Source organism: Mesorhizobium sp. AR10 (assembly GCF_024746795.1).
Lineage (GTDB): Bacteria > Pseudomonadota > Alphaproteobacteria > Rhizobiales > Rhizobiaceae > Mesorhizobium.
In genome coordinates this window covers 508,898-534,366 of the sequence record NZ_CP080524.1, presented here as the reverse complement: position 1 = coordinate 534,366, position 25,469 = coordinate 508,898, and the positions used below count along the sequence as shown (strand labels likewise).

At 63.9% G+C, this 25,469-nt stretch carries 22 protein-coding genes and 2 pseudogenes; 7 read left to right on the top strand and 17 right to left on the bottom strand.

All coding sequences use genetic code 11. The features are described 5' to 3' along the window. The first annotated feature begins 32 nt into the window (after positions 1 to 32). Positions 33 to 2,420 (top strand): polysaccharide biosynthesis tyrosine autokinase, encoded by a 2,388-nt coding sequence (locus tag LHFGNBLO_RS05960; protein WP_258605128.1) that lies wholly within the window; start codon positions 33 to 35, stop codon positions 2,418 to 2,420. Positions 2,421 to 2,494: 74 nt separating this feature from the next. On the opposite strand, the gene LHFGNBLO_RS05955 is transcribed toward LHFGNBLO_RS05960, so the two are convergent. Together LHFGNBLO_RS05955 and LHFGNBLO_RS05950 are read right to left on the bottom strand one after the other, a co-directional pair. Beyond that, complete coding sequence (locus tag LHFGNBLO_RS05955) at positions 2,495 to 3,196, bottom strand: metallophosphoesterase family protein (protein WP_258605127.1); 702 nt, start codon at positions 3,194 to 3,196, stop codon at positions 2,495 to 2,497. A gap of 242 nt (positions 3,197 to 3,438) precedes the next feature. Next, positions 3,439 to 5,347 (bottom strand): annotated as a pseudogene (locus LHFGNBLO_RS05950) (propionyl-CoA synthetase). Positions 5,348 to 5,507: 160 nt separating this feature from the next. Here LHFGNBLO_RS05950 and LHFGNBLO_RS05945 point away from each other — a divergent pair. The 4 genes from LHFGNBLO_RS05945 to LHFGNBLO_RS05930 all read left to right on the top strand — a co-directional run bounded on the left by LHFGNBLO_RS05945 (position 5,508) and on the right by LHFGNBLO_RS05930 (position 7,782). Then, positions 5,508 to 5,639, top strand: a complete 132-nt coding sequence (locus LHFGNBLO_RS05945; protein ID WP_258605125.1) for a hypothetical protein — start codon at positions 5,508 to 5,510, stop codon at positions 5,637 to 5,639. 432 nt (positions 5,640 to 6,071) lie between these two features. Beyond that, on the top strand, positions 6,072 to 6,359 hold the full coding sequence (locus LHFGNBLO_RS05940) for a PqqD family protein (RefSeq protein ID WP_258605124.1): 288 nt from the start codon (positions 6,072 to 6,074) through the stop codon (positions 6,357 to 6,359). Next, the gene (locus LHFGNBLO_RS05935) at positions 6,359 to 6,793 is read left to right on the top strand and encodes a lasso peptide biosynthesis B2 protein (RefSeq protein ID WP_258609608.1); all 435 of its coding nucleotides are present in this window, start codon (positions 6,359 to 6,361) and stop codon (positions 6,791 to 6,793) included. The genes LHFGNBLO_RS05940 and LHFGNBLO_RS05935 overlap by 1 nt, the downstream gene beginning before the upstream one ends. Further along, positions 6,790 to 7,782 carry a serine kinase gene (locus tag LHFGNBLO_RS05930; protein ID WP_258605122.1) on the top strand — a complete coding sequence of 331 codons (993 nt, stop codon included), beginning with the start codon at positions 6,790 to 6,792 and terminating at the stop codon, positions 7,780 to 7,782. Before LHFGNBLO_RS05935 ends, LHFGNBLO_RS05930 begins: the two co-directional genes overlap by 4 nt. Before the next feature lie 141 nt (positions 7,783 to 7,923). Here the strand turns inward: LHFGNBLO_RS05930 and LHFGNBLO_RS05925 are convergent, their stop codons facing one another. The 15 genes from LHFGNBLO_RS05925 to LHFGNBLO_RS05855 form a co-directional block, all read right to left on the bottom strand. Then, complete coding sequence (locus LHFGNBLO_RS05925) at positions 7,924 to 8,946, bottom strand: nucleotidyltransferase family protein (protein WP_258609606.1); 1,023 nt, start codon at positions 8,944 to 8,946, stop codon at positions 7,924 to 7,926. A gap of 294 nt (positions 8,947 to 9,240) precedes the next feature. Then, a complete protein-coding gene (gene dhaK / locus LHFGNBLO_RS05920; protein WP_258605121.1) occupies positions 9,241 to 10,227 on the bottom strand; it encodes a dihydroxyacetone kinase subunit DhaK in 987 nt (328 codons plus the stop codon). Between the two features lie 35 nt (positions 10,228 to 10,262). After that, a complete protein-coding gene (locus LHFGNBLO_RS05915; protein WP_258605120.1) occupies positions 10,263 to 10,688 on the bottom strand; it encodes a hypothetical protein in 426 nt (141 codons plus the stop codon). A gap of 8 nt (positions 10,689 to 10,696) precedes the next feature. Further along, the gene (ptsP, locus tag LHFGNBLO_RS05910; protein WP_258605119.1) at positions 10,697 to 12,298 is read right to left on the bottom strand and encodes a phosphoenolpyruvate--protein phosphotransferase; all 1,602 of its coding nucleotides are present in this window, start codon (positions 12,296 to 12,298) and stop codon (positions 10,697 to 10,699) included. Then, positions 12,282 to 12,584 carry an HPr family phosphocarrier protein gene (locus LHFGNBLO_RS05905; protein WP_258605118.1) on the bottom strand — a complete coding sequence of 101 codons (303 nt, stop codon included), beginning with the start codon at positions 12,582 to 12,584 and terminating at the stop codon, positions 12,282 to 12,284. The genes ptsP and LHFGNBLO_RS05905 overlap by 17 nt, the downstream gene beginning before the upstream one ends. A gap of 21 nt (positions 12,585 to 12,605) precedes the next feature. Beyond that, the gene (dhaM, locus tag LHFGNBLO_RS05900; protein ID WP_258605117.1) at positions 12,606 to 12,995 is read right to left on the bottom strand and encodes a dihydroxyacetone kinase phosphoryl donor subunit DhaM; all 390 of its coding nucleotides are present in this window, start codon (positions 12,993 to 12,995) and stop codon (positions 12,606 to 12,608) included. Next, complete coding sequence (gene dhaL, locus LHFGNBLO_RS05895; protein ID WP_258609604.1) at positions 12,992 to 13,594, bottom strand: dihydroxyacetone kinase subunit DhaL; 603 nt, start codon at positions 13,592 to 13,594, stop codon at positions 12,992 to 12,994. The genes dhaM and dhaL overlap by 4 nt, the downstream gene beginning before the upstream one ends. Positions 13,595 to 13,674: 80 nt before the next feature. Beyond that, positions 13,675 to 15,318 (bottom strand): dihydroxyacetone kinase subunit DhaK, encoded by a 1,644-nt coding sequence (locus LHFGNBLO_RS05890; protein WP_258605115.1) that lies wholly within the window; start codon positions 15,316 to 15,318, stop codon positions 13,675 to 13,677. A gap of 52 nt (positions 15,319 to 15,370) precedes the next feature. Next, a complete protein-coding gene (locus LHFGNBLO_RS05885) occupies positions 15,371 to 16,384 on the bottom strand; it encodes an ABC transporter ATP-binding protein (protein WP_258605114.1) in 1,014 nt (337 codons plus the stop codon). Continuing rightward, a complete protein-coding gene (locus LHFGNBLO_RS05880; protein WP_258605113.1) occupies positions 16,377 to 17,489 on the bottom strand; it encodes an ABC transporter ATP-binding protein in 1,113 nt (370 codons plus the stop codon). The genes LHFGNBLO_RS05885 and LHFGNBLO_RS05880 overlap by 8 nt, the downstream gene beginning before the upstream one ends. Positions 17,490 to 17,492: 3 nt before the next feature. Further along, a complete protein-coding gene (locus tag LHFGNBLO_RS05875; RefSeq protein WP_258605111.1) occupies positions 17,493 to 17,699 on the bottom strand; it encodes a hypothetical protein in 207 nt (68 codons plus the stop codon). Next, complete coding sequence (locus tag LHFGNBLO_RS05870; RefSeq protein WP_258605109.1) at positions 17,696 to 18,646, bottom strand: carbohydrate ABC transporter permease; 951 nt, start codon at positions 18,644 to 18,646, stop codon at positions 17,696 to 17,698. The genes LHFGNBLO_RS05875 and LHFGNBLO_RS05870 overlap by 4 nt, the downstream gene beginning before the upstream one ends. Beyond that, on the bottom strand, positions 18,643 to 19,590 hold the full coding sequence (locus LHFGNBLO_RS05865; RefSeq protein ID WP_258609602.1) for a carbohydrate ABC transporter permease: 948 nt from the start codon (positions 19,588 to 19,590) through the stop codon (positions 18,643 to 18,645). The genes LHFGNBLO_RS05870 and LHFGNBLO_RS05865 overlap by 4 nt, the downstream gene beginning before the upstream one ends. A 120-nt stretch (positions 19,591 to 19,710) precedes the next feature. Further along, positions 19,711 to 21,042, bottom strand: coding sequence for an ABC transporter substrate-binding protein (locus tag LHFGNBLO_RS05860; protein WP_258605108.1), 1,332 nt, complete (start codon positions 21,040 to 21,042; stop codon positions 19,711 to 19,713). A gap of 253 nt (positions 21,043 to 21,295) precedes the next feature. Next, on the bottom strand, positions 21,296 to 21,985 hold the full coding sequence (locus LHFGNBLO_RS05855) for a PIG-L deacetylase family protein (RefSeq protein WP_258605107.1): 690 nt from the start codon (positions 21,983 to 21,985) through the stop codon (positions 21,296 to 21,298). A 28-nt stretch (positions 21,986 to 22,013) separates the two neighbouring features. Between LHFGNBLO_RS05855 and LHFGNBLO_RS05845 the strand changes: the two are divergent. Beyond that, positions 22,014 to 22,903, top strand: a pseudogene (locus tag LHFGNBLO_RS05845) (DMT family transporter). Between the two features lie 93 nt (positions 22,904 to 22,996). Then, the gene (gene hrpB / locus LHFGNBLO_RS05840) at positions 22,997 to 25,459 is read left to right on the top strand and encodes an ATP-dependent helicase HrpB (protein WP_258605103.1); all 2,463 of its coding nucleotides are present in this window, start codon (positions 22,997 to 22,999) and stop codon (positions 25,457 to 25,459) included. The last annotated feature ends 10 nt before the right edge of the window (positions 25,460 to 25,469 follow it).

Sequence of the window (25,469 nt, the reverse complement as noted above, 5' to 3'; positions counted from 1 at the left end):
TCTAGCGCCTGCAACCTAGAATTGGACCGAAGATGAACTATGCCAACTTTCCTCTCGACAAGAGGATGCCATTGCCGAATTCAGATGCTGGAAACGGTGAGGACTTCATCGACATCGAGCGCCTGCTTGGCATGGCCGCGCGGCAGGCGAAGGTGGTTGCGGCGTGTGCCGCCATCGGTCTTTTTCTGGGTGTGCTCTATCTGCAGACAACGCCTCCGACCTACACGTCGGTCTCGAGCGTGCTGATCGACGAAGGGTTGAACAAGGTCGTCGACGAAGTCTCGGCCGCGTCGGTCAGCATGCAGACAGACGCAGCCCTTCTCAGCCAGATCGAAATTCTCCAGTCGGCGCGCCTGGCGGCGGTTGTCGTCGACAAGCAGAAGCTCGACCAGAATCCCGATTTCATGAACCCTCCGGTGTCGGCCCTGGCCAAGGGCATCGGCTTTGTGCGCGGGCTGATCGGGTATTTTCGCTCCAGCCCGGCCGTGGACGCTGACAACATCGACAACATCAGCCAGGTCGACGCGGCAACGCGCGAGGCGATGATCGCCTCGGCACGCCGCGATTACGCGATCCTCAAGCTGCAGAGCGAGGTGATGGCGCAGCGCGTCGGCCGAAGCTATGTGATCGCCATCGCATACCAGTCGACGGATCCGGCGCTCGCAACAGCGATCACCAAGGCCTATTCCGACGCCTATCTCGCCGATCAGCTCAATGCGAGTTTCGACGCGACAGAGCGGGCAGCCGTCTGGTTGCAGGGCAGGTTGACCGAGCTTCGCGAAAGTTCGCAGGCGGCATCGCTGGCGGTCGAGAAGTTCAAGGCCGAGCATGGATTGGCCGCCGGCAGCGATGGCCAGCTGATCAGCGACAAGCAATTGTCCGACCTCAATGCTCAGCTGATTGTCGCGCAGGCCGATACCGCTCGTGCCGGCGCCCGCTACCAGCAATACAAGACGATCGTCGAGAGTGGCTCGGACAACGCCTTCAACGACTCCGCCATATCAAGCGATCAGCCAGCGAGTTCGGTCATCGCAACGCTCAAGGCCCGCTATCTGACCGTCGCCAAGCGGCTGCAGGATATAGAGGCCAATTTCGGCCCCGAGCATCCGCAGGCGGTCGCATTGACCAAGGAAAAGACGGATCTGTCGACGCAGATCTTCGGCGAATTGAAGCAACTGACCGAAAGCTACCGCAACGAATACGAAGTCGCTCTCTCGCGCGAGACAGCCCTCAGGCAAAAGATCGCCGACGCTGCCGGCAAGAGCTCCATCGACAACCAGTCGCAGGTCAAGCTGCGTGAACTGGACCAGCAGGCAACAGCGCTCACCACGCTCTACCAGACCTTTCTGGGCCGCTATGAAGAAGCCTCACAGCAGCAGTCCTTCCCGGTCGGCAAGGTGCGGATCATCTCCGATGCGGCGCTGCCGCAGTCCGCAACGAGCCCGCGCACGTCCAAGGTGCTGGCACTTGCGCTTGTGCTTGGCGTCCTCATGGGCGCCGGTTTTGGCGGCCTGAATGAATTCAATGAACGTTTCTTCAGGACCGGCGAGGACGTTCGCGATCGCGTCGGCCTCAAGTTCCTCGGCTACCTGCCGACGATCGGCGGCAAGGTCGGCAAGGACTCTGACGACGGTCAGGGGGATGTCAAAACCGCCAACACATTGTCGGCTGCTGAAAGGCGGGCGCGAATGCGGGTGAGCGTCGACGCTCCGGCATCGATGTTCTCCGAAACGCTCCGCAACGCCAAGATCGCCTTCGATGTTGTGATGGAAGGGCAAGGCAGCCGGGTCATCGGCGTGATCTCGCTCCTCCCCGGCGAGGGCAAGTCGACGATAGCGGCAAATCTGGCAGGACTGCTGGCCGCCAACGGCGCGAAAACCTTGCTGATCGACGGCGACCTGCGCAATCCGGGCCTCAGCCGCAACCTTGGTATGGAAACCGAGCAAGGGTTGATGGAAGCGGTGGTCAACGGCCAGACCTGGCAGTCCGTCGGCAAGATCGACCGGCAGACAAAGCTGGCGATCATCCCGGCCGTCCTGCGTGGTCAATTTTCGCATACGAGCGAGCTGCTTTCATCGGCGGGAATGCGCCGTTTCATCGAGAACGCCAAGGAAACGTTCGAGTATATCGTCGTCGATCTGCCGCCACTCGGCCCCGTGGTTGACGCCAAGGCCTTCGCTCCGCTTGCCGATGGTTTCGTTCTTGTGACCGAATGGGGGCGCACGCCGCGCGCCATGGTGCGGTCGATGCTGGAGCAGGAACCCTACGTTGCCAACAAGATCGTCGGCGTCGTCTTGAACAAGGTCGACCTGAAGAAGCTGGCGAAATACGGATCGCTCGGTGGCTCGGAGAAATTCTTCGACAAATATTCGAGCTACTATCTCGAAAAATCGGAAGTGCGAGCGAGAACAGCTGCTTAGCATCCACGCAGGCTCAAAGTTCTACAGCGTCCTTTGCGCGCCCAAAGGACGCGCGACGCTGTAGGCGCGGCTGCTCAGGAAAATATTAGCCTGCCGTGCTTGCCGGCGATCCTGACAGCGGTCAGCCGTCCACTCTGAAAGGCGCCGGTGTCAATGTCGAGCCGGCGTCCTTCGAGCTTCGGCATGTCCACCGGCGTGTGTCCGTGCACCACCCATCGATCGAGAAGATGAGCGGCTTCGAAGAAGTCCGAGCGGATGGTGAGCAGGTCATCCTCGTCCTGCGCGGCGAGGTCGATGCCGGGCCTGATGCCGGCGTGAACGAACACGAATTTCTTCGAGCAGATCATGATCGGCAGCGTGCGCATGAAGCGGACATGGCCGGCTGGAATAGCCTCCCGTATGCGCTGGTCGACCTCTTCGCTCGAACCATAGAGGTTGCTGAGGCGCGCCGGGTCGACACCGTAGGAATACAGGGTTTCAAGGCCACCTGCCGTCAGCCACAGCTCTCTTGAAAGATATCCGTCGAGGTAGTTCAGCATCGCGACTTCGTGGTTTCCCGCAAGGCAGACGCGCAGGAATCCCCTCGGTGGCGGCGCGACCAGGTGATCGAGCACGCGCGCCGACTGAATGCCTCTATCGACATAGTCGCCCAGCATGATGATGATCTTGCGCCCGCGAAAGGCCAGCGCATCGAGTTGGATCTTCTGCTCCAGCGATCGGAGTTCCTTGTAGCAGCCGTGCACGTCCCCGATCGCGTAGACGACCGTATCCTGCATATCCATTTCCAGGCGCTCGCGCGCTGCGGTTCGGGGTTTTCTCGATCGCTGAAACAAGGCCACGGATTGAGGCTCGATACTTGCTGAAATAGGTCTCGATTTTGAAGCGCGCCGTCATACCACGCTTGCAAAACGTGGATACCATGCTTGGCGTTTGAAATTCCATAACGGCGACAGGCAGCCGGCCTTTCGCGGCATCGCGGCTACGCCCTGGTTTGCCGGCGTTCGCAAGGATTGTCTCCTTACACTCCGAATCCACGTCCCTTCAGCGCCGCGGTGATCTCGTCGAGGATAGCCGGATCGTCAATGGTCGCCGGCATGGTCCATTCCTCCTTGTCGGCGATCTTCTGCATGGTGCCGCGCAGGATCTTGCCGGAGCGCGTCTTGGGCAGCCGCTTGATCGTCACCACCGTCTTGAACGCGGCGACCGGGCCGATCCGCTCGCGCACCAGCCCGACAACTTCGTTTTCGATGACGCCGGTATCGCGGTCGACGCCGGCATTCAGCACGACGAAGCCGAGCGGGATCTGGCCCTTCATAGGATCGGCGATCCCGATGACGGCGCATTCGGCAACGTCAGGATGCGCAGCCAGCACCTCCTCCATGGCGCCGGTCGACAGCCGGTGGCCGGCGACATTGATGATGTCGTCGGTGCGCGCCATGACATAGAGATAGCCGTCCTCGTCGATCATGCCTGCATCCGCCGTCTTGTAGAAGCCGGGGAACTCGTCGAGATAGGCTTGGCGGAACCGCCCATCGGCGTTCCACAGCGTCGGCAGGCAGCCGGCCGGCAGCGGCAGCTTTACCACCACATTGCCCAGCGTACCGGGCGCCACCGCATGGCCGGCGTCGTCGAGCACGCGGATGTCGTAGCGCGGGCATCGGCACGCCGGGCGAACCATATTTCACCGGCAGCAGGCCGAGGCCGGCAGGGTTTATGGTCATCGGCGAGCCGGTTTCGGTCTGCCACCAATGGTCGATCACCGGCACGTTCAGTTTCTGCTCCGCCCATTTGATGGTTTCCGGGTCGGCGCGCTCGCCGGCAAGGAACAGGGTGCGGAATTTCGACAGGTCGTATTTCGGCACGAATTCGCCCCTGGGGTCCTGCCCCTTGATGGCGCGGAAGGCCGTCGGCGCGGTGAACAGCGCGACCACGCCGTGCTCGGCGATCACCCGCCAATAGGTGCCGGCATCGGGCGTGCCGATCGGCTTGCCCTCGAACAGGATGCTGGTGCAGCCATGCAGCAGCGGGCCGTAGACGATGTAGGAATGACCGACCACCCAGCCGACGTCGGAAGCCGCCCAGAACACCTCACCCGGCTTGACGCCGAACTCGTTCTCCATCGTCCATTTCAAGGCAACCATGTGGCCGCCATTGTCGCGCACGATGCCCTTTGGCTGGCCGGTCGTGCCGGACGTGTAGATGATATAGAGCGGGTCGGTGGCCAGCACCGGAACGCAGTCGACATTGGCGCCTGCAGCCCGCTCGCGGGCAACAGCGTCGGCATAGTCGATGTCGTAGTGTTCCTTCAACTCACAGCGCAATTGGTCGCGCTGCAGGATGAGGCAGCCGTCGGGCTTGTGCCGGGATAGCTCTATGGCATTGTCGAGCAGCGGCTTGTAGGCAACGACGCGTCCCGGCTCCAGGCCGCAGGAGGCGGAAATGATCAGCTTCGGCCTGGCGTCGTCGATGCGGGTGGCAAGCTCATGCGAGGCAAAGCCACCGAAGACCACCGAGTGCACGGCGCCGATGCGGGCGCAGGCGAGCATGGCGAAGGCCGCTTCCGGCACCATCGGCATGTAGATGATGACGCGGTCGCCCTTGTGGATGCCGCGGTTCTTCAGCACCGAAGTGAGCGCCACCACTTCGCGCTTCAGCTCGGCATAGGTGAATTTCTTGACCGTGCCGGTGATGGCGCTGTCGTGGATCAGCGCGATCTGGTCGGCGCGGCCGCCTGCCACATGGCGGTCGATGGCGTTGAAGCAGGTGTTGCAGGTGGCGCCATTGAACCAGCGTCCGTAAACGCCCGCCTCGGCATCGAACACACTTGTCCAGGGCGAATACCAGTCGATCGACTCCGCGGCATCGGCCCAGAACTTTTCCGGGTCGCGTTTCCACCCGTCATAGACCTCGTGGTAGCGTGACGCCATCCAACTTCCTCCCGGGAACGATTTGCTGTCTTTGGAAATAGCCTATGCTGTTTTTCCCAGCCATGTGCAATTTCGTCTTTGGCCGACCTCGCCTTGACCGCAAATGCAAGGCTCCATGGTCTGGGGCTGAAATTGGGGCAGGGCGCACAATGACGTTGCGATGCGGGATCGGGTCTGCTCCGCTCGCGCTGTTGTCGCGGCGGTTGGTGCGTTGCTTGCGATGACCGCTCAGGCCGGCGATGCCCAGGCCAAGGCGCGCCGCTTCATCGCCGTGACCGGTCAGGCGCACTGAAAAAGCGTTCGCCCGCGTCAGAGTCGCTCATCGCGAACACCTGCAGCAGCCATCGCTTTGTTGAGAAGAATGTGCCCTAAAGCGGCAGCGCCGCAAGCATGAGGCCGACACCGCCGGCGATCAGTAGGGCGGCCGCCAGGGCCTTCCGGTGACGTTCGAAACCCGTCGGGGCCCGATCCCAATTGTAACGCATACTCAGTCTCCCAATACCCGGCCGACTCCCTAGCTTACTTAAGGTAAGAAAAGCAACACCTTGCCTAACTCCGGTGGCCGGTTCGACAACGCCCGGCGTTGATTATCGCGTGCAATCACCGACTATTTCTGGGGGGACTTTCGTCCGAACCTTTCGGCGCTCGTGCTCCCGACAATGGACAGCGCGGCATTGCCGCGCTAATTGCTCTCCAGAAAATCTCGCATGGTTGGAGCGGGTCCGTGGTCGAAATTGCCTCTGAGACGGTTCTGCGACTGGTGGACGACGCCTCGGTCCAGCATGTCGGCGACGGCGCCGTCGTGCTTCTGGCGCGCAGTGGCCAACTCTATACATGCAACGGTACGACCGAAGCCTTTCTCGACAAGGTGGATGGCGCGCGCAGCCTCGACCAGATCGTCGTCCTGCTTTGCGACGAGTTCGAGGTCGACAAGGGCACGCTGGATCAGGACATGGCAGCGCTGGCCGCCGACCTTGTATCGGAAGGTATCCTCGCCGACCCGGGCGCATGATGGCAGACGGCCTCTTGTTGCGCGCCCTGTTCCGCGGCCATTTGTGGGCAACTGCGCGGCTGATGCCGGTTCTGGTTGGCCACCGCAGCTTCGAGGCGGTGCTCAGATGGGCGCCGCTCCGTTCACCGGCCCCCTATCGCGGCTTGCCGTCTGCCTACATCGTCGCCCGCGTCAACCGCACGGTCAGGCATCCATGGCTGATGCGTGACCGCCGATGCCTGCGGGAAGGCCTGCTTGCCCATCGCTTCCTGAGCCTTGCCGGCTTCGATCCGGATTTGCGTTTCGGCGTCGATCCAAAGTCGATGCATGCGCCGCGCATGGCCGCGCATTGCTGGGTCTGTCTCGACGGCAGGCCGGTGGTCAGCGACAGCCTTCCCGGCATGGTGGAAATCTATCGCCATCATGCCGACGCCACAAAGGCGCGCACCGTTTGACCGGACCTTCGGCTCAGGGTTGCTACGCCCTCAACGGGCAGATCGTCGGCATATCAGCCGAACGCCCCGAGCTTTGGCAGGATCTCGACAGGATGATTGGCAGCCTGCGCGCGGCCGGTCCGGTCGAACCGGGCTTTCGTATCCGCATCGTCCAGACGCAGTCCTTGGCTGAGACCCCGGAGGGCGTTGTGGCTTTCGACGGCGAAGTGCCGGAGGACGGCCACTGCCGGATGATCGACAATGGCGAAGTCATCCATCTGATTTTCCCCGGCCGGCAGACGGCCTCGATCCATGCCGGCGAGGGCTGGGCCGAAATCATCGTGCGGCCGGACACGAAGATCACCTGGACGCTCTGGATGCTGGTGCTCGACGCAGCGCTTGATGCCGGCGGCCAGCATATGCTGCACACCGCCGGCCTGACCCTGCCGGACAGCGACGCCTTGGTCCTGATCCATGCGCCGAGCGGCACCGGCAAGACCACGACCTCACTGGCGCTGGCCTCGCAAGGCTTCGGCCTCTGCTCGGACGATGCCATGATCCTGAACTTTGCCTCGGGCAAGGCTGTCGCCTGGGGTCTGCCGCGGCATGTGAAGATCCACCGCAAGACCGCCGAGATGGTTCCGCTTGTATCCCCATGTCTCGGTCCGTCCTGGGACCGCAACGGCGAGCAGGCTGTCTCGCTCGAACGCCTGCGCGAGATCGTGCGCGTTGAAGACTCGGGGCCCAGGCCCATCGCCGCGCTCCTCCACCTTGCGCGATCGGCCGATGACCAGAACCGGCTCGTCGCCATGGCCAGAACCGACGCCATGGTCGCGCTGGCGGCGGACAATGTCAGAACCGGCATGACCGGCCTGCTGCCGCTGCAGAAGCGACGGCTGGAGACGATCGTCAGACTGGTCTCGACCGTTCCGACCTTTACGCTCGAAGTGGGACCGAGGCCGGCAGATGCGGCGGCGTTGATCCGCTCGGCGTTGGCGGCGCAGGGTTGAACGGCCTGTCGAGCGACAAACGCTGAAGGTGCTCAGACCATGATCCCGAAAAGTGGGAACCGGTTTTCGGGCAAGATCATGGTCAAACAAGAAGGAAGATAGAGCCCCATCCCGATACCATCGGGATGGAACAGGCTCTAATCAGACAAAGCGCGGCTTTGCCTTGGCGAGCCTCTGGATCCAGCGGAAGGCGTCGCGGCGCAGGCGTGAGCGCATCCTGTTTCTGGAATTGACGCCGAGCAGCGTATCCCTGGTGATCAGCCGCCGGGCAAGCCGGATGCCGAGATCAGGCTTGATCCGGCCGGCAATGTCGAGCGCGCGTCTTTCATCGAACAGCCGGCCGGTGACATTGAGCACGGTTGCCAGTTCGAGCTCGATGCCGGTCATGCGCGCGGCCTCGAGCAAGCGCGCTTCCGCGTCCGCCGATTGCAGGGCCCGCACGCCCTGCAGCACGTCGACGCAAAGCTGCAGCCGGTGGAACTTGTGTCCGCCTGCGGCATGGACGATGGCGACAGTCAAAAGGGCGGCCGGCGTGTCGGTTGCGTCGCCGTCGATCGTGCGCAATTCCCCGAATCCCAGCGACAGCCGCCGCCGCATGCCGGAATCATGCACCAGATCGCCATGCAACTCGATCAGCAGGCTGGAATTCTCCTTTTCGAGCCATTTGAACTCCTGCAGGTCGTGGGACTGGGCTTCATTGCTGCAAAGCTCGAAACCGCATGCCGCGATGACCCGGTTTGCATCGGCCAGATGGGCCGGTTCGACGAGGATGTCGATGTCGGTAAAGGGCCTGTCGGCGACATGCCTGTAGAGCATCCGCGCGAAGACCGGACCCTTGACGATCCGCGCCGGAACACCGTCCGCGGCGAGCGCCTTCATGATGCGGTCGCCATGGTACTGCAGCAGCATCGACTGGCCGGTAATCAGCGTCGACTTCTGGCGCAAGCCGGACAGCGTCTCCTGCAACCCCGGGTCCTCAGGCAAATGCGCATCGCCACGCTCCTGCAGCTTGCGCAGCATGATCGGCAGGACGCCGTGAAACTCGGCATTGACCAGCAAAGCCGACAGGGTTTTTGCCGCAGGATCGCCGCTGGCCGTCGGCGCATCGGGGTCCGCGTAGTTCAGCAACAGCTTTTCATCGGCAGGCGTAAGTTGTGGCAGCATCAGCCCAGCCAGCGTAGCGAATAGGGAGGCAATAACGCGAATATGGTTGCAGAAAAGCACCACGGAAGCCAGCGCGCCTGTTGTGGCAAGGCGCATCGGTTGACTTTGTGGGCCCGTTCTCACACTGCTTTAGCGAGAGAAGGGGAAATGACATGACAAAGAAGAAATATGAGGCGCCTGTCCTGTGCAAAGCCGGAAAATTGTCCGGCGTGACAGCAGGTGGGGGTCCGTCAGGCCCCGCAGGCTGACCGGCGACAGGGCCGCCCGGCCAGCGTCTCGGAGCAAGCCTCCCCGCTATATCCCCCAGCGCACCGCTGCCGTATGCACCGGTGCGTCCCACCAGCCGGCCGTCTCGTCGTCGAGCATGGTCAGCGTGATCGAGCAGCCGGCCATGTCCAGCGACGTCACGTAGGACCCCACCAGGGAGCGGATCACGGTCACACCGCTTTTTTCGAAGATTCTGCGGGCGCTGTTGTACATCAGGTAAAGTTCCATCAGCGGCGTGCCGCCGAAGCCGTTGACGAACAGCAGCGCCGAGCCTTTCGCGCCGTCGCCCAGATCGCCCACGATCGCCGCGCAGATTTCCCCGGCGATGGCGTCGGCGCTCTTCAACGTGTCGCGCCGCCTTCCAGGCTCGCCATGGATGCCGACGCCAAATTCCATCTCGCCGTCACCGATGGCGAAGGTTGGCTTGCCCGCCGCCGGCACGGTGCAACTGGTCAGCGCCACGCCCATCGAGCGCGTCGCGCCGTTGACCCGCTCGCCGAGCGCCTTCAACTGCTTCAGCGCCATGCCTTGCTCGGCCGCGGCACCGACGATCTTTTCGACCACCAGCGTGCCGGCGACGCCGCGCCGGCCGGTGGTGTAGGACGAGTTCTCGACCGCGACATCGTCATTGGTCACCACTTGCATGACGCCTTCCGACATTTCGGCGGCCATCTCGAAATTCATCACGTCGCCTTCGTAGTTCTTGACGATGAACAGGCAGCCGGCACCGGTGTTGACTGCTTCCGCCGCCGCCAGCATCTGGTCCGGCGTCGGCGAGGTAAACACTTGGCCGGGGCAGGCGGCGTCCAGCATGCCATACCCGACCAGGCCGCCATGCAGCGGCTCGTGACCTGAACCGCCGCCGGAGATCAGCGCCACCTTGCCCGGCTTCAAGGCCTTGCGGCGGACGAATTTGTGTTCGTCGCCAAGCACGAGGATGTCGGCATGGGCAGCGACGAAGCCGTCAAGGCTTTCGGTCAGCACTGTATCAACTGAATTCAGAAATTTCTTCATGGCCGTCCTCCCGAAATAGTCCCTGCAATAGACGACTAGCCGCCGCCCTTGCCGGTTATGCTGGTGATCTTCTGGATGAAATCATTGACCGCCCGGTCGAGCGCCGCATTCTGCTTGTCGTCACCGAAATCGGGGACGATCAGCGAGACATGCCGCGTCTTGCGCAGACCAGATGCCACCGACATTTTTCCTGGATGGGCCTGGTGGTAGGCAGCGAGAAAATGATCGCGCTCGGCCGGGCTGAAATGGCAGACCGAAAAAATAGCCGGCAAATGTTTGGACGGAATGGGGATCGAATAGGCCGGGCTGGAGATCTGCGTGACGAAGCTGCGGTGCTTGCCAAGCGCATCGGCCAGGCGCTGGCGCATGCCCGACGGGCGCTGGTCGATGACCTGCGACAGGATTGTCTTGTAGGCGCGGATTGCCTCTTCCGAACCGGGTTCAGGCGTCTTGTCGGCCATGCCGGCGCCTAGACCGAGGCGTCCGCGATGGCCGCCTTGGCCATGGCGAGCTGGGCGGGAACCACGGAGAGGTCGCGCAGGCCGGCTTCGAGCAGCGCCGGTATCGAGGTCGGTTCGCCGCCGGCGTCGCCGCACAGGCTGACCGGAATCTGTTGCGCGCGGCCATATGCGGCGACCGAAGCGATCAGCCGCAGCACGGCCGGATGCCGGACCGAATTGAGGTGTGCGACGGAAGCATTGTCGCGGGCGGCGGCCATCACATATTGGGTGAGATCATTGGAGCCGATCGAGAAGAAGGCGACGTCGGCAAAAGCCTCCGGCACGATCGCCACCGACGGCACCTCGACCATGATGCCGAGCGGCGGCATCTTTTGCGCGATGCCGCGTGCAGCAAGAGCGGTCTGCTCTTCCGCGAACAACGCGACGGCACGCGCATACTCGTCAGCGACGGCGATCATCGGGAACATCACCTTCAGATTGCCATGCACCGCGGCGCGCAGCAGCGCCCGGATCTGCACGCGAAAAACCTGCGGCCGCGCCAGCGACAGCCTGATGCCGCGCAGGCCGAGGAACGGGTTGTTCTCCTCTACGGTGAAGCCGGGCACCGGCTTGTCGCCGCCGGCATCGACGGTGCGGATCGTCACCGGCTTGTCGCCGGCCCATTCCAGCACCTTGCGGTAGGCGCGGTATTGCGTCTCCTCGTCCGGCAGCGTCTTGCCGAACAGGAATTCGGTTCGCATCAGCCCGACGCCGTCGCAGGTCGCGATGTCGATACCGTCGACATCGGACGGATCGGCGATGTTGACCTGCACCCGCACCGCCGTGCCGGCCTTCGTCACCGCCGGCTTCGCCAGATAGGTTTCCGCCTTGTCGCGACGCGCGGCGAAGGACAATGACGATCGGCGGAACGCCTCGATCTCGGCCTTCGACGGCGCCAGCACGATGCCGCCATGCTCCGCATCGAGCAGTGCTGCGCCGGCAAGATCAGCCGGCGAGGCACCCAGCCCCACAACCCCAAGCCCCACAACCATCGGCACGCCGCGCGAGCGCGCCAGCATGGCGACATGGCTGGCCGTGTTCCCGGCCTTCAGCGCAATGCCGCCGCCGGAGCTCCAGTCGGTTTCGAGAAAGCGCGTGGGGGCGATATCCTCGCCGTAGAAGATCGCGCCTGCCGGAACGGCAATGTCGCCGTCTTCGGTCAGCGCGCGCAGCACCTGGTCCCTGATATCGCGCATGTCGGCGCCGCGTGCGCGGAAATAGTCCTGGTCGGATGTCTCGTAGCCGGCGATCTCGGCGTCCAGCGCCTGCCGCCATGCCGCATCGGCCGGCTGGCCGGCAGCAATCGCTGCAAAGGCCGGGCCGGTCAGGGCATCGTCCTCCAGCATGGCGACCTGGAATTCGAGAATGTCGGCCGCGTCGCCTTCGCTCGTTGCGATCAGCGTGGCGAGCCGGCCTGTGGCAATGCCGATTGCTGTCTCGAGCGCGGCCTTCTCGTCGGCGGCGGTTACCTTGCTGGCGTACTGCGCTGCAACCCGGTCGAGATCGAACAGTGGTCCTTCGGCATAACCGGCTGAGGCTGAAATGCCTTGCAGCCTAAGCGGTTCGGGCATGGTCCGCGCCCTCGTCGAAATCGCGCTGCACCAGTTCGACCAGCGCGCCGACTGCCTCGCCTGCGCCGTCGCCCTTGGCCCTGATATGCAGCATCGTGCCTTTCGGCGCCTTGGCCGCCATCACCTTGACGATGCTTTTGGCGTCGAACCACGGTCCGTTCGCGGCCAGCGCCACTTCGACCTCGGCCGAAAACGTCTTGGCGAGCTTGGTGAACTTCACCGAAGGGCGCGCATGCAGACCCACCTCGTGGGTGATCAGGACGGTGGCTTCGGCGGATGCGGACATGCTGTCACAATTCCTGTTCATTCACGACGGCGACAATTCATGCGCCGTCGCCACCACTTCCCTGAGCGAGGCGCCGCCGGAAGCCTCGGTTGCCGCCATCACCGCGCCCTCGACGATCGGCGCGTTGCAGACGATGATCTTTTGCGCGCGTGGCCCACCGATCATCTCGACCGCCATCTCGCTGTTGGTCTCGGCGCCGCCGAGATCGACGAGAATGGCGACACCCGCTTCCGACCAGGCCTTGTCGATGGCGCTCATGATCGCTTCGACACTGGTGCCCAGCCCGCCATGACCGTTTCCGCCGCACCATGCAAGTGGCACTTCGTCGCCGACCATCTGGCGCACCATGTCCGCCGTGCCTTCGGCGACCAGCGGTGAATGCGATACGATGACGATGCCGACATTGCTCATGCGTGCCCCTCGATGCTTTCGGCGACAGCCCGCACCAGCAGCGCGACCGAGCGCCCACCGGCATCCATATGACCGATCGAGCGGTCGCCGAGGAACGAGGCGCGCCCGCGCAAGGCCTTCATCGGCACGGTGGCGTCGGCCGCCTTGTCGGCGGCGTCAGTGATTTCCGCTGCGGTTTTTCCCTGCAGCAGCGCCTCATGCACCGGCTGCAGCACGTCGAGCATGGTCTTCTGCCCGACCTGCGACTTGCCACGCGCCGCCACCGCTTCGATTGCCTTGCCGAAGGCAGCCGTCAGATTGGCGCGATCCGGTTCAGCCGAAATCTCCTTGCCGAGTGCCATGAACAGCGTGCCGAACAGCGGTCCGGACGCCCCACCGACGGTCATCACCAGCTTGGTGCCGATCGCCTTTAGCGCCTCGGGCAATGGCTTGGCAGCGAACGCGTCGGTTTCCGCACGCAGCGCCTCGAAACCACGCTTCATGTTGAGCCCATGGTCGCCGTCGCCAATCGCCTGGTCGAGCGCGGTCAGTTCGTCGGCATGCGCCGCGATCGTGTCCGCCGCGGCCACGACCAGCCTGGAAAAAGTCGATGCCGTCATGTCACCCATATTCCCCGTTCCTACTCTTTCGGCAGTGTAGGACGATTCTGTCTCCGGCGATTGAAGCATGATCTTCCCCGTCAGGCGGCTTCGTGCAACGCGGAAACCGCCGCGAAGACTTCGGCCACCGCACAGGCGCCAGGGTCGACAACGCCATAAAGCTGGTTGCCGACATAGGCCGACCGCCCGGCCTTTGCCTTGCGCATGGCGGCAGTGGCCTCGGCGCCCTGACGAGCCGCCACGGCAGCGCCTTCCAGGCCACCGGCGTCGAGCGCTTTCAGGGCAGGTTCCAGTGCGTCGATCATGGTGCGGTCGCCAAGCTTGGCGCCGCCGTAGAAGGTCATCCGCTCAAGCCCGGCAAGCAGCGCCTTCGGCAAAGCGGCGCCATCATCCAGGGCCTGCGCCGCCGCGGTGAAGAAAATCGACAGCAGCACCCCGCTGGAGCCGCCCATGGACGCGCTCAATATGTCGCCCAGCGTGGCAAGCGTTGCCGCAGGGTCGGCAAGCGGCAATGTGTCGAGCCGGTCGAGTATGCTGCGTGCGCCGGTCGCGACCGTCGAGCCGGTGTCGCCGTCTCCCGCCTTGGCATCCAGCGCGTTCAACGTCTCTTCGAGCGAGATCAGCTTTTCGCAGATCGCGACGACAAGGCGCCTTGTGCGGGCATCTTCGCTGGCTTTCCGTGCCTTACCTTGAAGGATCTGTTTCACGGCCGGCACGACCATCACCGGACGAACAGGCTTCGCCGGCATCCAGGCATGCGGGCCGACAGGCGCTCGCAAGGCTGCTTCGCGCACCGCATCGAGCCGGATCAGCGAGAGGGAGAAGCCGTTCATGTTGAGCGCGGTCATCAGCGGCCCCGGCCCGATCGTCAGCGTCACAGTCCTGGCCAGGGGCGAGGCAAGCACCGCGTTGGCGACAAGCGACATTTCCAGCGGCGGCACGGAACCCAGATTGTTGATCAGTAGGGCGTAGTCGCTGGCCGGGTCGAGCCGTGCGGCGAGGCGTTCCAGCATGATCGCGACCAGCCTGTCGGCGCTTTGCACGGCGATCCGCTCGACGCCCGGCTCGCCATGAATGCCGAGGCCGAGTTCACCATCATTGTCGCCAAATCGCTCTTCATGCGGCAGACCGGGGATTGAGCAGGACGACAGCGAGAGGCCCAGCGAAACGATATCTGCCGCCGCAGCTCGTGCGGCCGCGGCAATGGTTGCCAAATCGTGGCTGGTTTCCGACAGATGGCCCGCGATCTTGTGCACGAACAAGGTTCCAGCAACGCCGCGCGGCTGGGCAATGTCCGGCAGGGCGATGTCGTCGGCGACAATCACCATCTCGACCCGAAGGCCGTCGGCGCGCGCCTTTTCCGCTGCCAATCCGAAGTTGAGGCGATCTCCCGTATAGTTCTTGACGATCAGCAGGCAACCCGCAGGCCCGGTGACCGCGCGAATGGCCGCCAACACTGCTTCCACACTCGGCGAGGCAAAGATCTCGCCGGAAACCGCCGCCGTCAGCATGCCCTTGCCGACAAAGCCGGCATGCGACGGTTCGTGCCCGGCCCCGCCACCGGAGACGACGCTGACTTTAGTCTTGTCCCAGTCGGCACGCAGCACGACCTTGATCTCCGGATAGCCGTCCAGACGTACAAGATCGCCGGCGCCGATCGTGCCGAGAAAGCCGTCCAGCGCCTCGGTGACGATCGATTCCCTGCGGTTGAAAAAATGCTTCATTGAATTCGTCCAGTCCAGTGCCTGCGATCGTCAACCAGAATCCGCAAACCGTTCACATCAGCCGTCGTCCATCCGCGCCGAAATACAGCGGCGAGCGGTAGCGGATCGTCAGCTTGTCGCCCTTTTCCAGTGCCGTGTCGGGGTCGGTCAGCGTCACCAGTTTCCTGGTTCCCACCGTGACATGAAGGTGGTTCTGGTCGCCCAGATGCTCGACCCAGTCGACAACGCCGTCGGCATGGCCGTTCGACGCCTTGTCGATCGACAGATGTTCGGTGCGTGCGCCGATGGTTTTCGTTCCCGCCGGCATGTCGCCGTCGGGCAGCAAGCCGGTCGGCAACAGATTGATCGCCGGCTGGCCGAGCCTGGCGGCGACGTGAAGGTTTGCCGGCTCCGAATAGATCGTTCGCGGCGTGCCGATCTGCACCAGCACCCCGTCGGCAAGGATGCCGATCCGGTCGGCCATGGTCATCGCCTCGATCTGGTCGTGCGTGACATAGAGCATGGTGGCGCCGAGCTCCGTCTGGATGCGCTTCAGCTCAAGCCTGAGATCGGCGCGCAGCTTGGCATCGAGCGACGACAGCGGCTCGTCCATCAGGTAGATCGCGGGCTTGCGCACCAGCGCGCGGCCGATGGCGACGCGCTGCATCTCACCGCCGGAAAGTTTGGTCGAGCGGTTGGAGAGCTTGTGATGGATGCGCACCATCCTGGCCACCTCCTCGACGCGGCGGCGCACCGCGTCCTCGCTCAGCCGCCGCGCCGGCGAGCGCAGCGGAAAGGCAAGGTTGTCGAACACCGACAGATGCGGATAGAGCGAATATTGCTGGAAGACGAAGGCAGTGTCGCGCTCGGCCGGCGACAGCGTCGTGGCATCGTGGCCGCCTATATGGATCGTGCCACTGTCCGGCCGTTCCAGTCCGGCGATCAGCCGCAGCGTCGACGTCTTGCCGGCCCCGGTCGGCCCGAGCAGCACGACGAATTCGCCGTCGGCGATATGCAGGTCGAGATTATCCACGGCGACCTGCTCGCCGAAGCTTTTGCTCACGTTCTTGATGTGTACGTCAGCCATGCCGCGCTCTCCCCTGGGAGGCTGAGTCATGGATCGCCGTTCGCACCGCGCGGCCGGACCCCTTGTCAAACAGCGACAGCCGCGTGCTGTTCAGCGAAAGACCGACATGGTCGCCTGCCGCGAGCCGGATTTCGGCCGGGACTCGCGCCTTGATGATGCCGTCGGATGTCTCCACCGCGACGATCTGCGTGGTGCCGAGATATTCGGTGCCGTAGATGGCGCCGCGCAGCTTTGAGGCGTCGTCGAAGCGGATGTGTTCCGGCCTGATGCCAAGCGCCATGTCGGCCGGCGCGATGTCCTCGCGCACCTCCGGCACCGCCACCTTGGCGCCTTGCACCACGATCTCCCTGGCGCCCTTCGCCAACCCGCCGCCGAATCCCAAAAAGTTCATCGGCGGTGAGCCGATGAAATCGGCGACGAACATGGTCGCCGGCCGGTCATAGATCTCACGCGGCGTGCCGAACTGTTCGATGACGCCGTGGTTCATCACCGCGATCTTGTCGGCCATCGACATCGCTTCCATCTGGTCGTGCGTAACATAGACCGTGGTGGCGTGGATGCGGTTGTGCAACTCGCGCAGCTCGTGGACCATCAAGTCGCGGAATTCGGTGTCGAGCGTGCCGAGTGGCTCGTCCATCAGGAAGCACTTTGGCCGTCGCACGATGGCGCGGCCGAGCGCCACGCGCTGGCGGTCGCCGCCGGCCAGGCCGGAGACGGATTTGTTGAGCAGGTGATCGATGCGCAACAGTTTCGCCGTCTCTTCCACTCTGGCGCGGATTTCAGCACTGGGCATGCCTTGCGCCAGCAGCGGGAAGCCGATGTTCTTGCGCACATTCATATGCGGATAGAGCGCGAACAGCTGGAAGACGAAGGCGATGTCGCGCTCGCGGGCGCGGCGCATGGTGACGTCTTCTCCGCCGAGCAGGATCTCGCCGCTTGTCGGCAGCTCGAGCCCGGCGATCATGCGCAAGGTCGTCGTCTTGCCGCAGCCCGACGGCCCGAGCATGACGAAGAACTCGCCATCTTCGACGACGAAGCTGGAATTCTGCACGGCGACGAAATCGCCGAAGGCCTTTCTCAGGTTCTGGACGCGGATTTCGGCCATCGTCTACTCCGGAAACTTCGAGACGATGATAAACATCACCGTGCCGGCGAGCATGGTGACGAAGGAATAGGTGTAGAGCGAAAGCGCGAAGGGTTGGAACAGCATCAGGAAGCCGATGGCGATAATTGCGGTGGCGATGTTTTCCATCAGCCCCCGCCGCGCCCTCGCCGGCCAGCGCGATCTGCGTTTTGCAGGTTGGGTCAGGCTCATTTGCGCACCGCGCCGAAGGTGATGCCGCGCAGCAATTGCTTACGCAGCAGGATGGTGAAAACCAGGATCGGCACCAGGAAGATCGTCGTGCCCGCCGCCACCGCCGGCCAGTCCTGGCCGCCTTCGCCGATGATGGTCGGGATGAAGGGCGGCGCGGTCTGCGCCGTACCCGAGGTCAAAAGTGCTGCGAAGGCATATTCATTCCAGGCGAAGATCAGGCAGAAGATGGCGGTCGCGGCAATGCCGGTGGTTGCCTGCGGCAAAACCGTGCGCCAGAAGGCCTGCAGCCGCGTATAGCCGTCGATCATCGCCGCTTCCTCATATTCGCGCGGGATCTCGTCGATGAAGCCTTTCAGCAGCCACACCGCCAGCGATACGTTGACCGCCGTGTAGAGCAGGATCATGCCGAGTGCGGTGTCCGACAGGCCAAGCTCGCGATACATCAGGTAGATGGGGATAGCGACCGCGATCGGCGGCATGAAGCGCGTCGACAGGATGAAGAACAGAAGGTCGTCGGCCAGCGGCACCTTGAAGCGCGAGAAGCCATAGGCCGACAGCGTGCCGAGAAAGACGGCGCAGAAGGTCGAGCCGAAGGCGATGATCAGCGAATTGACGAAGCGCGGCAGGAAGTTCGACGGGCCGGCGATCACCATGTTGCGTTTGCGGACCGTCTCGTCGCAGAAGCCGGTCGCCGGTCCAAGCGAGTTGATGTATTCCGGCGTCTGCCTCGTGCGGGTCGTGAACAGGTTGCAGTAGCCCTCGATGCTTGGCTGGAACAGGATCTTCGGCGGATAGGCGATCGAATCCGGGGGCGTCTTGAAGCTGGTGGCAAGGATCCACAGCAGCGGCACGATCGAGATCAGCGCATAGGCGACGATGATCGTGCCGGCGATAAGCTTCGCGTTTGCCGAAGGGGCGACGACGGAATGGGCTGATGTCAAGCTCATCTCTGCTTCACCTTGTTGAGCGCCTTGACGTAGATGTTGGCAAGGCCGAACACCGCGACGAACAGGATGATGGCGAAGGCCGAGGAGTAGCCCGTCCGCCAGCTCTCGAAGGCCTGCCGCTTCAGCGTGATCGAGGCGACTTCGGTGGTCGAGCCCGGACCGCCGCCGGTGAGCAGATTGACCATGTCGAACATCTTGAAGTTCTCGATGCCGCGAAACAGCACCGCCAGCATGATGAAGGGCAGCGCCATCGGCAGCGTGATCGACCAGAATTGCCGCCAGTTGGAGGCGCGGTCGACCTCGGCCGCCTCATAGATGTATTCGGGGATCGAACGCAGGCCGGCGAGACAGATCAGCATCACGTAGGGCGTCCACATCCAGGTATCGACAATGATGATCGACCACGGCGCCAGCGAGACATTGGACAGCATCTGGATGTTCGTCGGCGGAATGCCTGAGACGAAGGAGATGGCGTAGGCGAACAGGCCGATTTGCGGCTCGTAGAGGAAGCGCCAGAAATTGCCGACCACCGCCGGCGACAGCATCATCGGCACCAGGATGATCGTCGTCCAGAAGGCGTGGCCGCGGAATTTGCGGTCGATCAGCCAGGCCAGCGTGAAGCCGATCAGCGTCTGCAGCAGGATGGTCCAGAACACGAAATGCGCCGTCGTCTGCATGGCGATCCAGACGTCCTGGTCGCCGAGGATGCGCTTGTAGTTGGCAAGGCCGACATTCTTCACCACCTCATTGGGGCGATTGGCCCGATAGTTGGTGAAGGAAAGATAGATCGCCCAGAACAGCGGGAAGATGTTGACGGCCAGAAGCAGAAGGATCGTCGGCGAGATGAACAGCCAGGCGAGGCCCTTGTCGCTGATGCCTCGGACTTTGCGCGCCAACGGCTCGGGCGTGGCCCGGGCAACGCTGTCCGCAGTCCGATTGAGCATGGTGAGTCCTGCTTCGGTCACTTTAAGTCTCGACAGTGGAATTTATCTGAACTGCGTCCCGTGCCAAGGGCGGCACGGGACGCTCGGTCGTGGGCTCGGGAGGGGCCGTCTTACACCCGGTTACATCTTGCCATCGTCCTGGAACACCTCGGTCCAGTCCTTGACCAGGCCGTCAAGCGCATCCTTGGCCGAACCCTGGCCGGCGACGACATAGTCGTGGAAGCGCTTCTGCGACGCCTGCAGCAGCGGCGCATAGCTGGGCTCGGCCCAGAAGTCCTTCACGATGGCCATCGAGTCGAGGAAGGTCTGCGCATAAGGCTGGCTGGCCGGGAAGCCCGGGTCCTTGACAACCGCGTTGAGGCAGGAAAAGCCACCGAGCGACCACCACTTGGCCTGCACGTCCTTGTTGGCGAACCATTTGATGTATTTGAGCGCCGCTTCCTGCTTGTCGGAATAGGAGACCACCGAGATACCCTGGCCGCCGAGCTGCGCGAACTGGTCGCCGTCGGGACCCTTGGGATTGGCGAAGTAACCGATCTTGTCGCCGCCGACATTCTCGTCCTTCTGCAGGCCCGGCCACGTGAACGCGAAGTTCATGTGCATCGCCACCTGCCCGGATTTGAAGGCATCGACGCCTTCGCCCATGTAGCTGTTCGAAGCGCCGGGAGGGGTGCAGCAGTCATAAAGCGCCTTGTAGAACTCCAGCCCCTTCACCGATTTCTCGGAGTTGACGAAGCCTTCCATCTCGTAGGGCTTGTCCGGGTTCTCATATTTGAAGCCGAAGCTGTAGAGCACATCCATCGCGCCCATGGTGATGCCTTCTGAACCGCGCTCGGTATAGATCGAGGCGCCGTAGACCGTCTTGCCGTCGATCTCACGCTTTTGGAAGAACTCGGCGATCTGCTTCAACTGGTCGAAGGTCGTCGGAGCGGCGAGATCCCAGCCATACTTCTCCTTGAATTCCTTCTGCAGTTCCGGCTTGGAGAACCAGTCCTTGCGGTAGGTCCAGCCGACAACGTCGCCCATGGCCGGCAGCGCCCAATAGTTCGGCGAATTCTTTGGCCATTCCGAATAGCCGACGACCGTCGCCGGCACGAAGTCGTCCATGCTGATCTTCTCCTTGTCGAAGAAGTCGTTCAGCTTGACGTAGTGGCCGTTCTCGGCCGAGCCGCCGATCCACTGGCTGTCGCCGATGATCAGGTCGCACAGCCTGCCCTTGGAATTCAGTTCGTTGAGGAAGCGATTGGCATAGTCGGTCCACGGCACGAACTCGAATTTCATGCCGATGCCGCTCTCCTTGGTAAAGTCCTTGGACAGTTCCACAAGCGCGTTGGCCGGATCCCAGGCGGCCCAGCAAAGCGTCAGATCTTCAGCCTGCGCGACGTTTGAGACGGCTGTCGACGCAAGCAAGGCCGAGGTCAGTCCCAACGCCAGTTTCAATGTCGATTTCATGCCTTCCTCCCATTTGCGAAACGCGTCCGGATGACGGTTTCAAGAAACCCGCAACCCCCTCCTCTGGGGCCCAAACATGGCGACGTTCCAGCGCCGCAGATGTTTAGTAATTTGTTTAGTGATGCAATTTTTACTAAACAACGCAAGCGAATTCGTTGCTGCGCCGCAACATGGCGCGCGCGGGTCGCAAGTTGGCAGAGAAAGTTCGACGAGAATCTTGGTTGTTAGAGCACCCGAGGTGCCGGCAGCCTGCTCATGTGACCGTTTTCGTACTGACCGTCACCGGCCGGATGGGCGGCGCAGGCGGCAGCAGGGCGCGAATGTCGGCGAAAGGGAACATCGGCTCGAAGCGGAAGGCTTCGGCGAGCGCGCCCGCCGCGCCATTGCACTGGCCGGCGCGAAAGGTGTTCTGCGTGCGCGCCGCGTCGACGAAGCGCTCGGGATCCTGCGATTGATGCGCCCGTATCGCCTTCACCTTGATGTCGGCATGGCCGGAAATGTCGACATAGTGCGTTGGTGAAAAACCGGTGCCGCCAAGCGTGTCGGCATGCAGCACCGGTACGGTGAAAGACGCGGCGATGCGCACGCCGTCCGACAGCGCGCGGTGGTCGCCGTGATAGTCGTTCGGCGCATGGGTGATGACGAGATCGGGCTTCACCTCGCCGATCAGCGCCTTCACGGCCTCTACGAGGGCGGCGTCCACGACCAGCCCGCCGTCCGGGAAGTCGAGGAAGTGCGGCATCACGCCAAGCAGGCCGGCCGCTGCCGTCGCCTCCTCGCGGCGCGCACGGGCGAGCAATGCGGGATCGCCCTTGCCGCCTTTGGCACCATCGGTGGCTATGGCAAAAGTCAGTTCTGCGCCTTGCGCGGCATAGGCGGCCATCGTACCGAACATGAAAATCTCGATGTCGTCGGGATGCGCACCGAGCGCCAGTACCTTCACTCTGCTCTCTCCCCGGAAATGGAAAAACGTGACGAACGGTATCCTGCTCGCTCTCATCGCCTATGCAAGCTATTCGTGCAACGACGCCGTTGTCAAAAGCCTGGGCGGGCAGTTTACGGTGTTCGAGATCGGTTTCTTCTCGACGCTGTTTTCCGGCTTTTTCCTGCTCTTCACCAGGCCGGACGGCGAACGCTGGCGCGATTTCTGGCGCACCAAGCGGCCCTGGGCGGTGCAGGCCCGCGCCTGGACCGGCATCGCATCGGCGTGCTCAGCGTCTACGCCTTCACCACCATCCCGCTGGCCGAGGTCTATGCGCTGATCTTCCTGGCGCCGCTGTGCGTCACCATTCTCTCCACCGTCATCCTCAAGGAGAAGGTCGGCCCGTGGCGATGGCTGGCGGTGGTCGCCGGTTTTGCCGGCGTCATGCTGGTGGTGCGGCCGGGCTTTCGCGAGTTGCATCTCGGCCACCTTGCTGCGTTTGGCGTCGCCTTTCTCGCCGCCGCCAGCGTCATCCTGATGCGCTCGCTGGCTCAGCAGGAAAAGCGCACGACGATGCTTGGCGTGCTGATCGGCTACGGCCTGGTCTTCAACGGCATCGGCGCCGCCGCCACCTCGTTCACGCTGCCGGACGCCAGACAGCTGGTATGGTTTGTCATATCGGGTGCGTTCACCTCTTGCGGGCAGCTGCTGCAGCTGCTGGCCGTCAAATACGCGCCCGCCAACCGGGTCGCGCCGACGCATTATTCGCAGATCGTCTGGGCGGTGATTCTCGGCGCGCTGTTCTTCCGGGAATACCCCGATGCCCTGTCGCTGGTCGGCCTGGCCATCGTCGGCGGCTCCGGCCTGCTGACCATGGTGCGCGAGGAGGTGAGGCTCGGCACGGTGCGCTGGAATCCGTTTTCGCGGACCCGGCTTTGAGCCGGCCAATTCGATTGGTTGCGCGGCAACCGCTGCCGCTGATATGCGGACACTGCGGATGTGCCGCGATGGGATGAATACGTCCGTGGGACGATGACCAGAAAACCCTTGCCGGAGCTTCCGGTTTCCGCCGTGCTGCCGGCGCTCAGCGAAGCGCTCGGCCGTGGCAACAGCGTCGTGCTGGTAGCGCCGCCCGGCGCCGGCAAGACGACGCTGGTACCGCTGGCGCTGCTCGACGCAGCATGGCTCGGCACGGGTAGGATCATTCTGCTCGAGCCGCGCCGGCTCGCTGCCCGCGCGGCCGCCCGCCGCATGGCCGAACTCATCGGCGAGGAGCCCGGCGACACCGTCGGCTATGCCATGCGCATGGAAAACCGCACCTCGGCACGGACGAAAATCCTCGTCGTCACCGAGGGCGTGCTGGCGCGCATGATCCTCGACGATCCGGAACTGCCTGGCGTTTCGGCGGTGTTCTTCGACGAGTTCCACGAGCGCTCGCTCGACGGCGATTTCGGCCTGGCGCTGGCGCTCGATGTGCAGGGTGCGCTCAGGCCCGATCTGCGCCTGCTGGTGATGTCGGCGACGCTCGACGGAGCACGCGTCGCACGGTTGCTTTCCGCAGCACCCGTGATCGAGAGCCAGGGCCGCGCCTTCCCCGTCGACATCCGCTACGACGAACGGCCGGCTGGTGTTCCCATCGAGGACGCCATGGCCAAGGCGATCCGTGCCGCACTGGCCGAGGAAAGCGGCAGCGTGCTCGCCTTCCTGCCAGGCCAGCGCGAGATCGAGCGCACCGCCGAACGCTTGCTGGGCCGCATCGGTGCCGACACCGACATCGTGCAGCTCTACGGCATGCTCGACGGCAAGGCGCAGGATGCCGCGATCAAGCCGCCGCCGTCCGGGCGCCGCAAGGTGGTGCTGGCGACGTCGATCGCCGAGACCTCCATCACCATCGATGGCGTTCGCGTCGTCATCGATTCCGGCCTGTCGCGGCTGCCGCGTTATGAGCCGGCCAGCGGCCTGACGCGGCTGGAGACGGTGCGCGTTAGCAGAGCCTCCGCCGACCAGCGCGCCGGCCGCGCCGGGCGCACCCAGCCGGGCGTCGCGGTGCGGCTATGGCGGGCCGAGCAGACGGCGGCACTTCCCGCTTTCACCCCGCCAGAAATCCTCGAGGCCGACCTTTCCGGGCTGGTGCTCGATTGCGCCGCCTTTGGCGTCGCCGATCCGGCCAGCCTTGCCTTCCTCGATCCACCGCCGGCGCCGGCGCTCAATGAGGCAGTCGCCCTGCTTCGCGCGCTCGACGCCATCGACGGAGCAGGGCGTCTGACCGAGCAAGGTGCCGCGATGCGCAAGCTGGCCCTGCCGGTGCGGCTCGCCCATATGGTGGCCGAGGCGGCGAAGGCCGGCCATGCCCTTGAGGCGGCCATGCTCGCCGTTCTGCTCACCGAACGCGGTCTTGGCGGCGACGGCGCCGATCTTGAACGGCGGCTGATGCGGTTTCGATCAGAAAGATCGCCGCGCGCCACCGCTGCGCGTCAGCTCGCTGAACGGTTGGCGAAGCAGGCTGGCGGCGGGAAAAGCAATGACCCTGCATCCGCCGGCTCCCTTCTCATCCTTGCCTGGCCCGACCGCGTCGCCAGGGCGCGCGGTGAGCGTGGCCGTTTAGTGCTGGCCAATGGCTCCGGTGCCATGCTCGACGCCGCCGATCCGCTGGCCGGCGAGCCCTGGCTCGTTGTCGCCGACCTGCGGGGCAAGGCGCAGAACGCCCGCATCACTGCGGCTGCAGTGATCGATGAAGCCGACATTCGCGCTGCGCTCGCGGAAAAGATCGAGGTTCGCCGCGAAGCGAGCTTCGACCGCGACAGGCGTGCGGTGCGCGTGCGCGAAACCGTTCGCCTTGGCGCTATTGCGATGTCCGAACGCATGCTGCCGGCGCCGGCCGGTGCCGATGCGGATCGCGCCATCCTCGACGCCTTGCGCGAACACGGGCTGTCGCTGCTCGAGTGGGGCAAGGACGCGGAGACGCTGCGGCAACGGCTCGGCTGGCTGCATCGCGGCCTCGGCGCGCCCTGGCCCGATGTTTCCGACGCAGCGCTCATCGAACGCCTCGACGACTGGCTGCTGCCGTTCCTCTCCGGCAAGGCATCCTTTTCCGCGATTGATCCCGGCACGCTTTCGGCGGGACTCATGGCACTGGTGCCGCACGACTTGCAGCGCAGGATCGAGGCGCTGGCACCGACCCATTTCGACGCCCCGTCGGGCAGCCATGTGCCGATCCGCTATGACGGCGAATGGCCGGTGCTGGCGGTTCGTGTGCAGGAGCTGTTCGGTCTAGACCGGCACCCCGCGATCGCCAACGGTACCGTGCCGCTGACGCTCGAGCTGCTCTCGCCGGCGCATCGTCCGATCCAGACGACGCGTGACCTGCCCGGCTTCTGGCGCGGCTCATGGGCCGATGTGCGCGCCGACATGCGCGGCCGCTACCCCAGGCATGTCTGGCCGGAAAACCCGCTGCTCGCCACCGCCACCGCTCGCGCCAAACCGCGGGGTACCTAGCCTTTGTCGT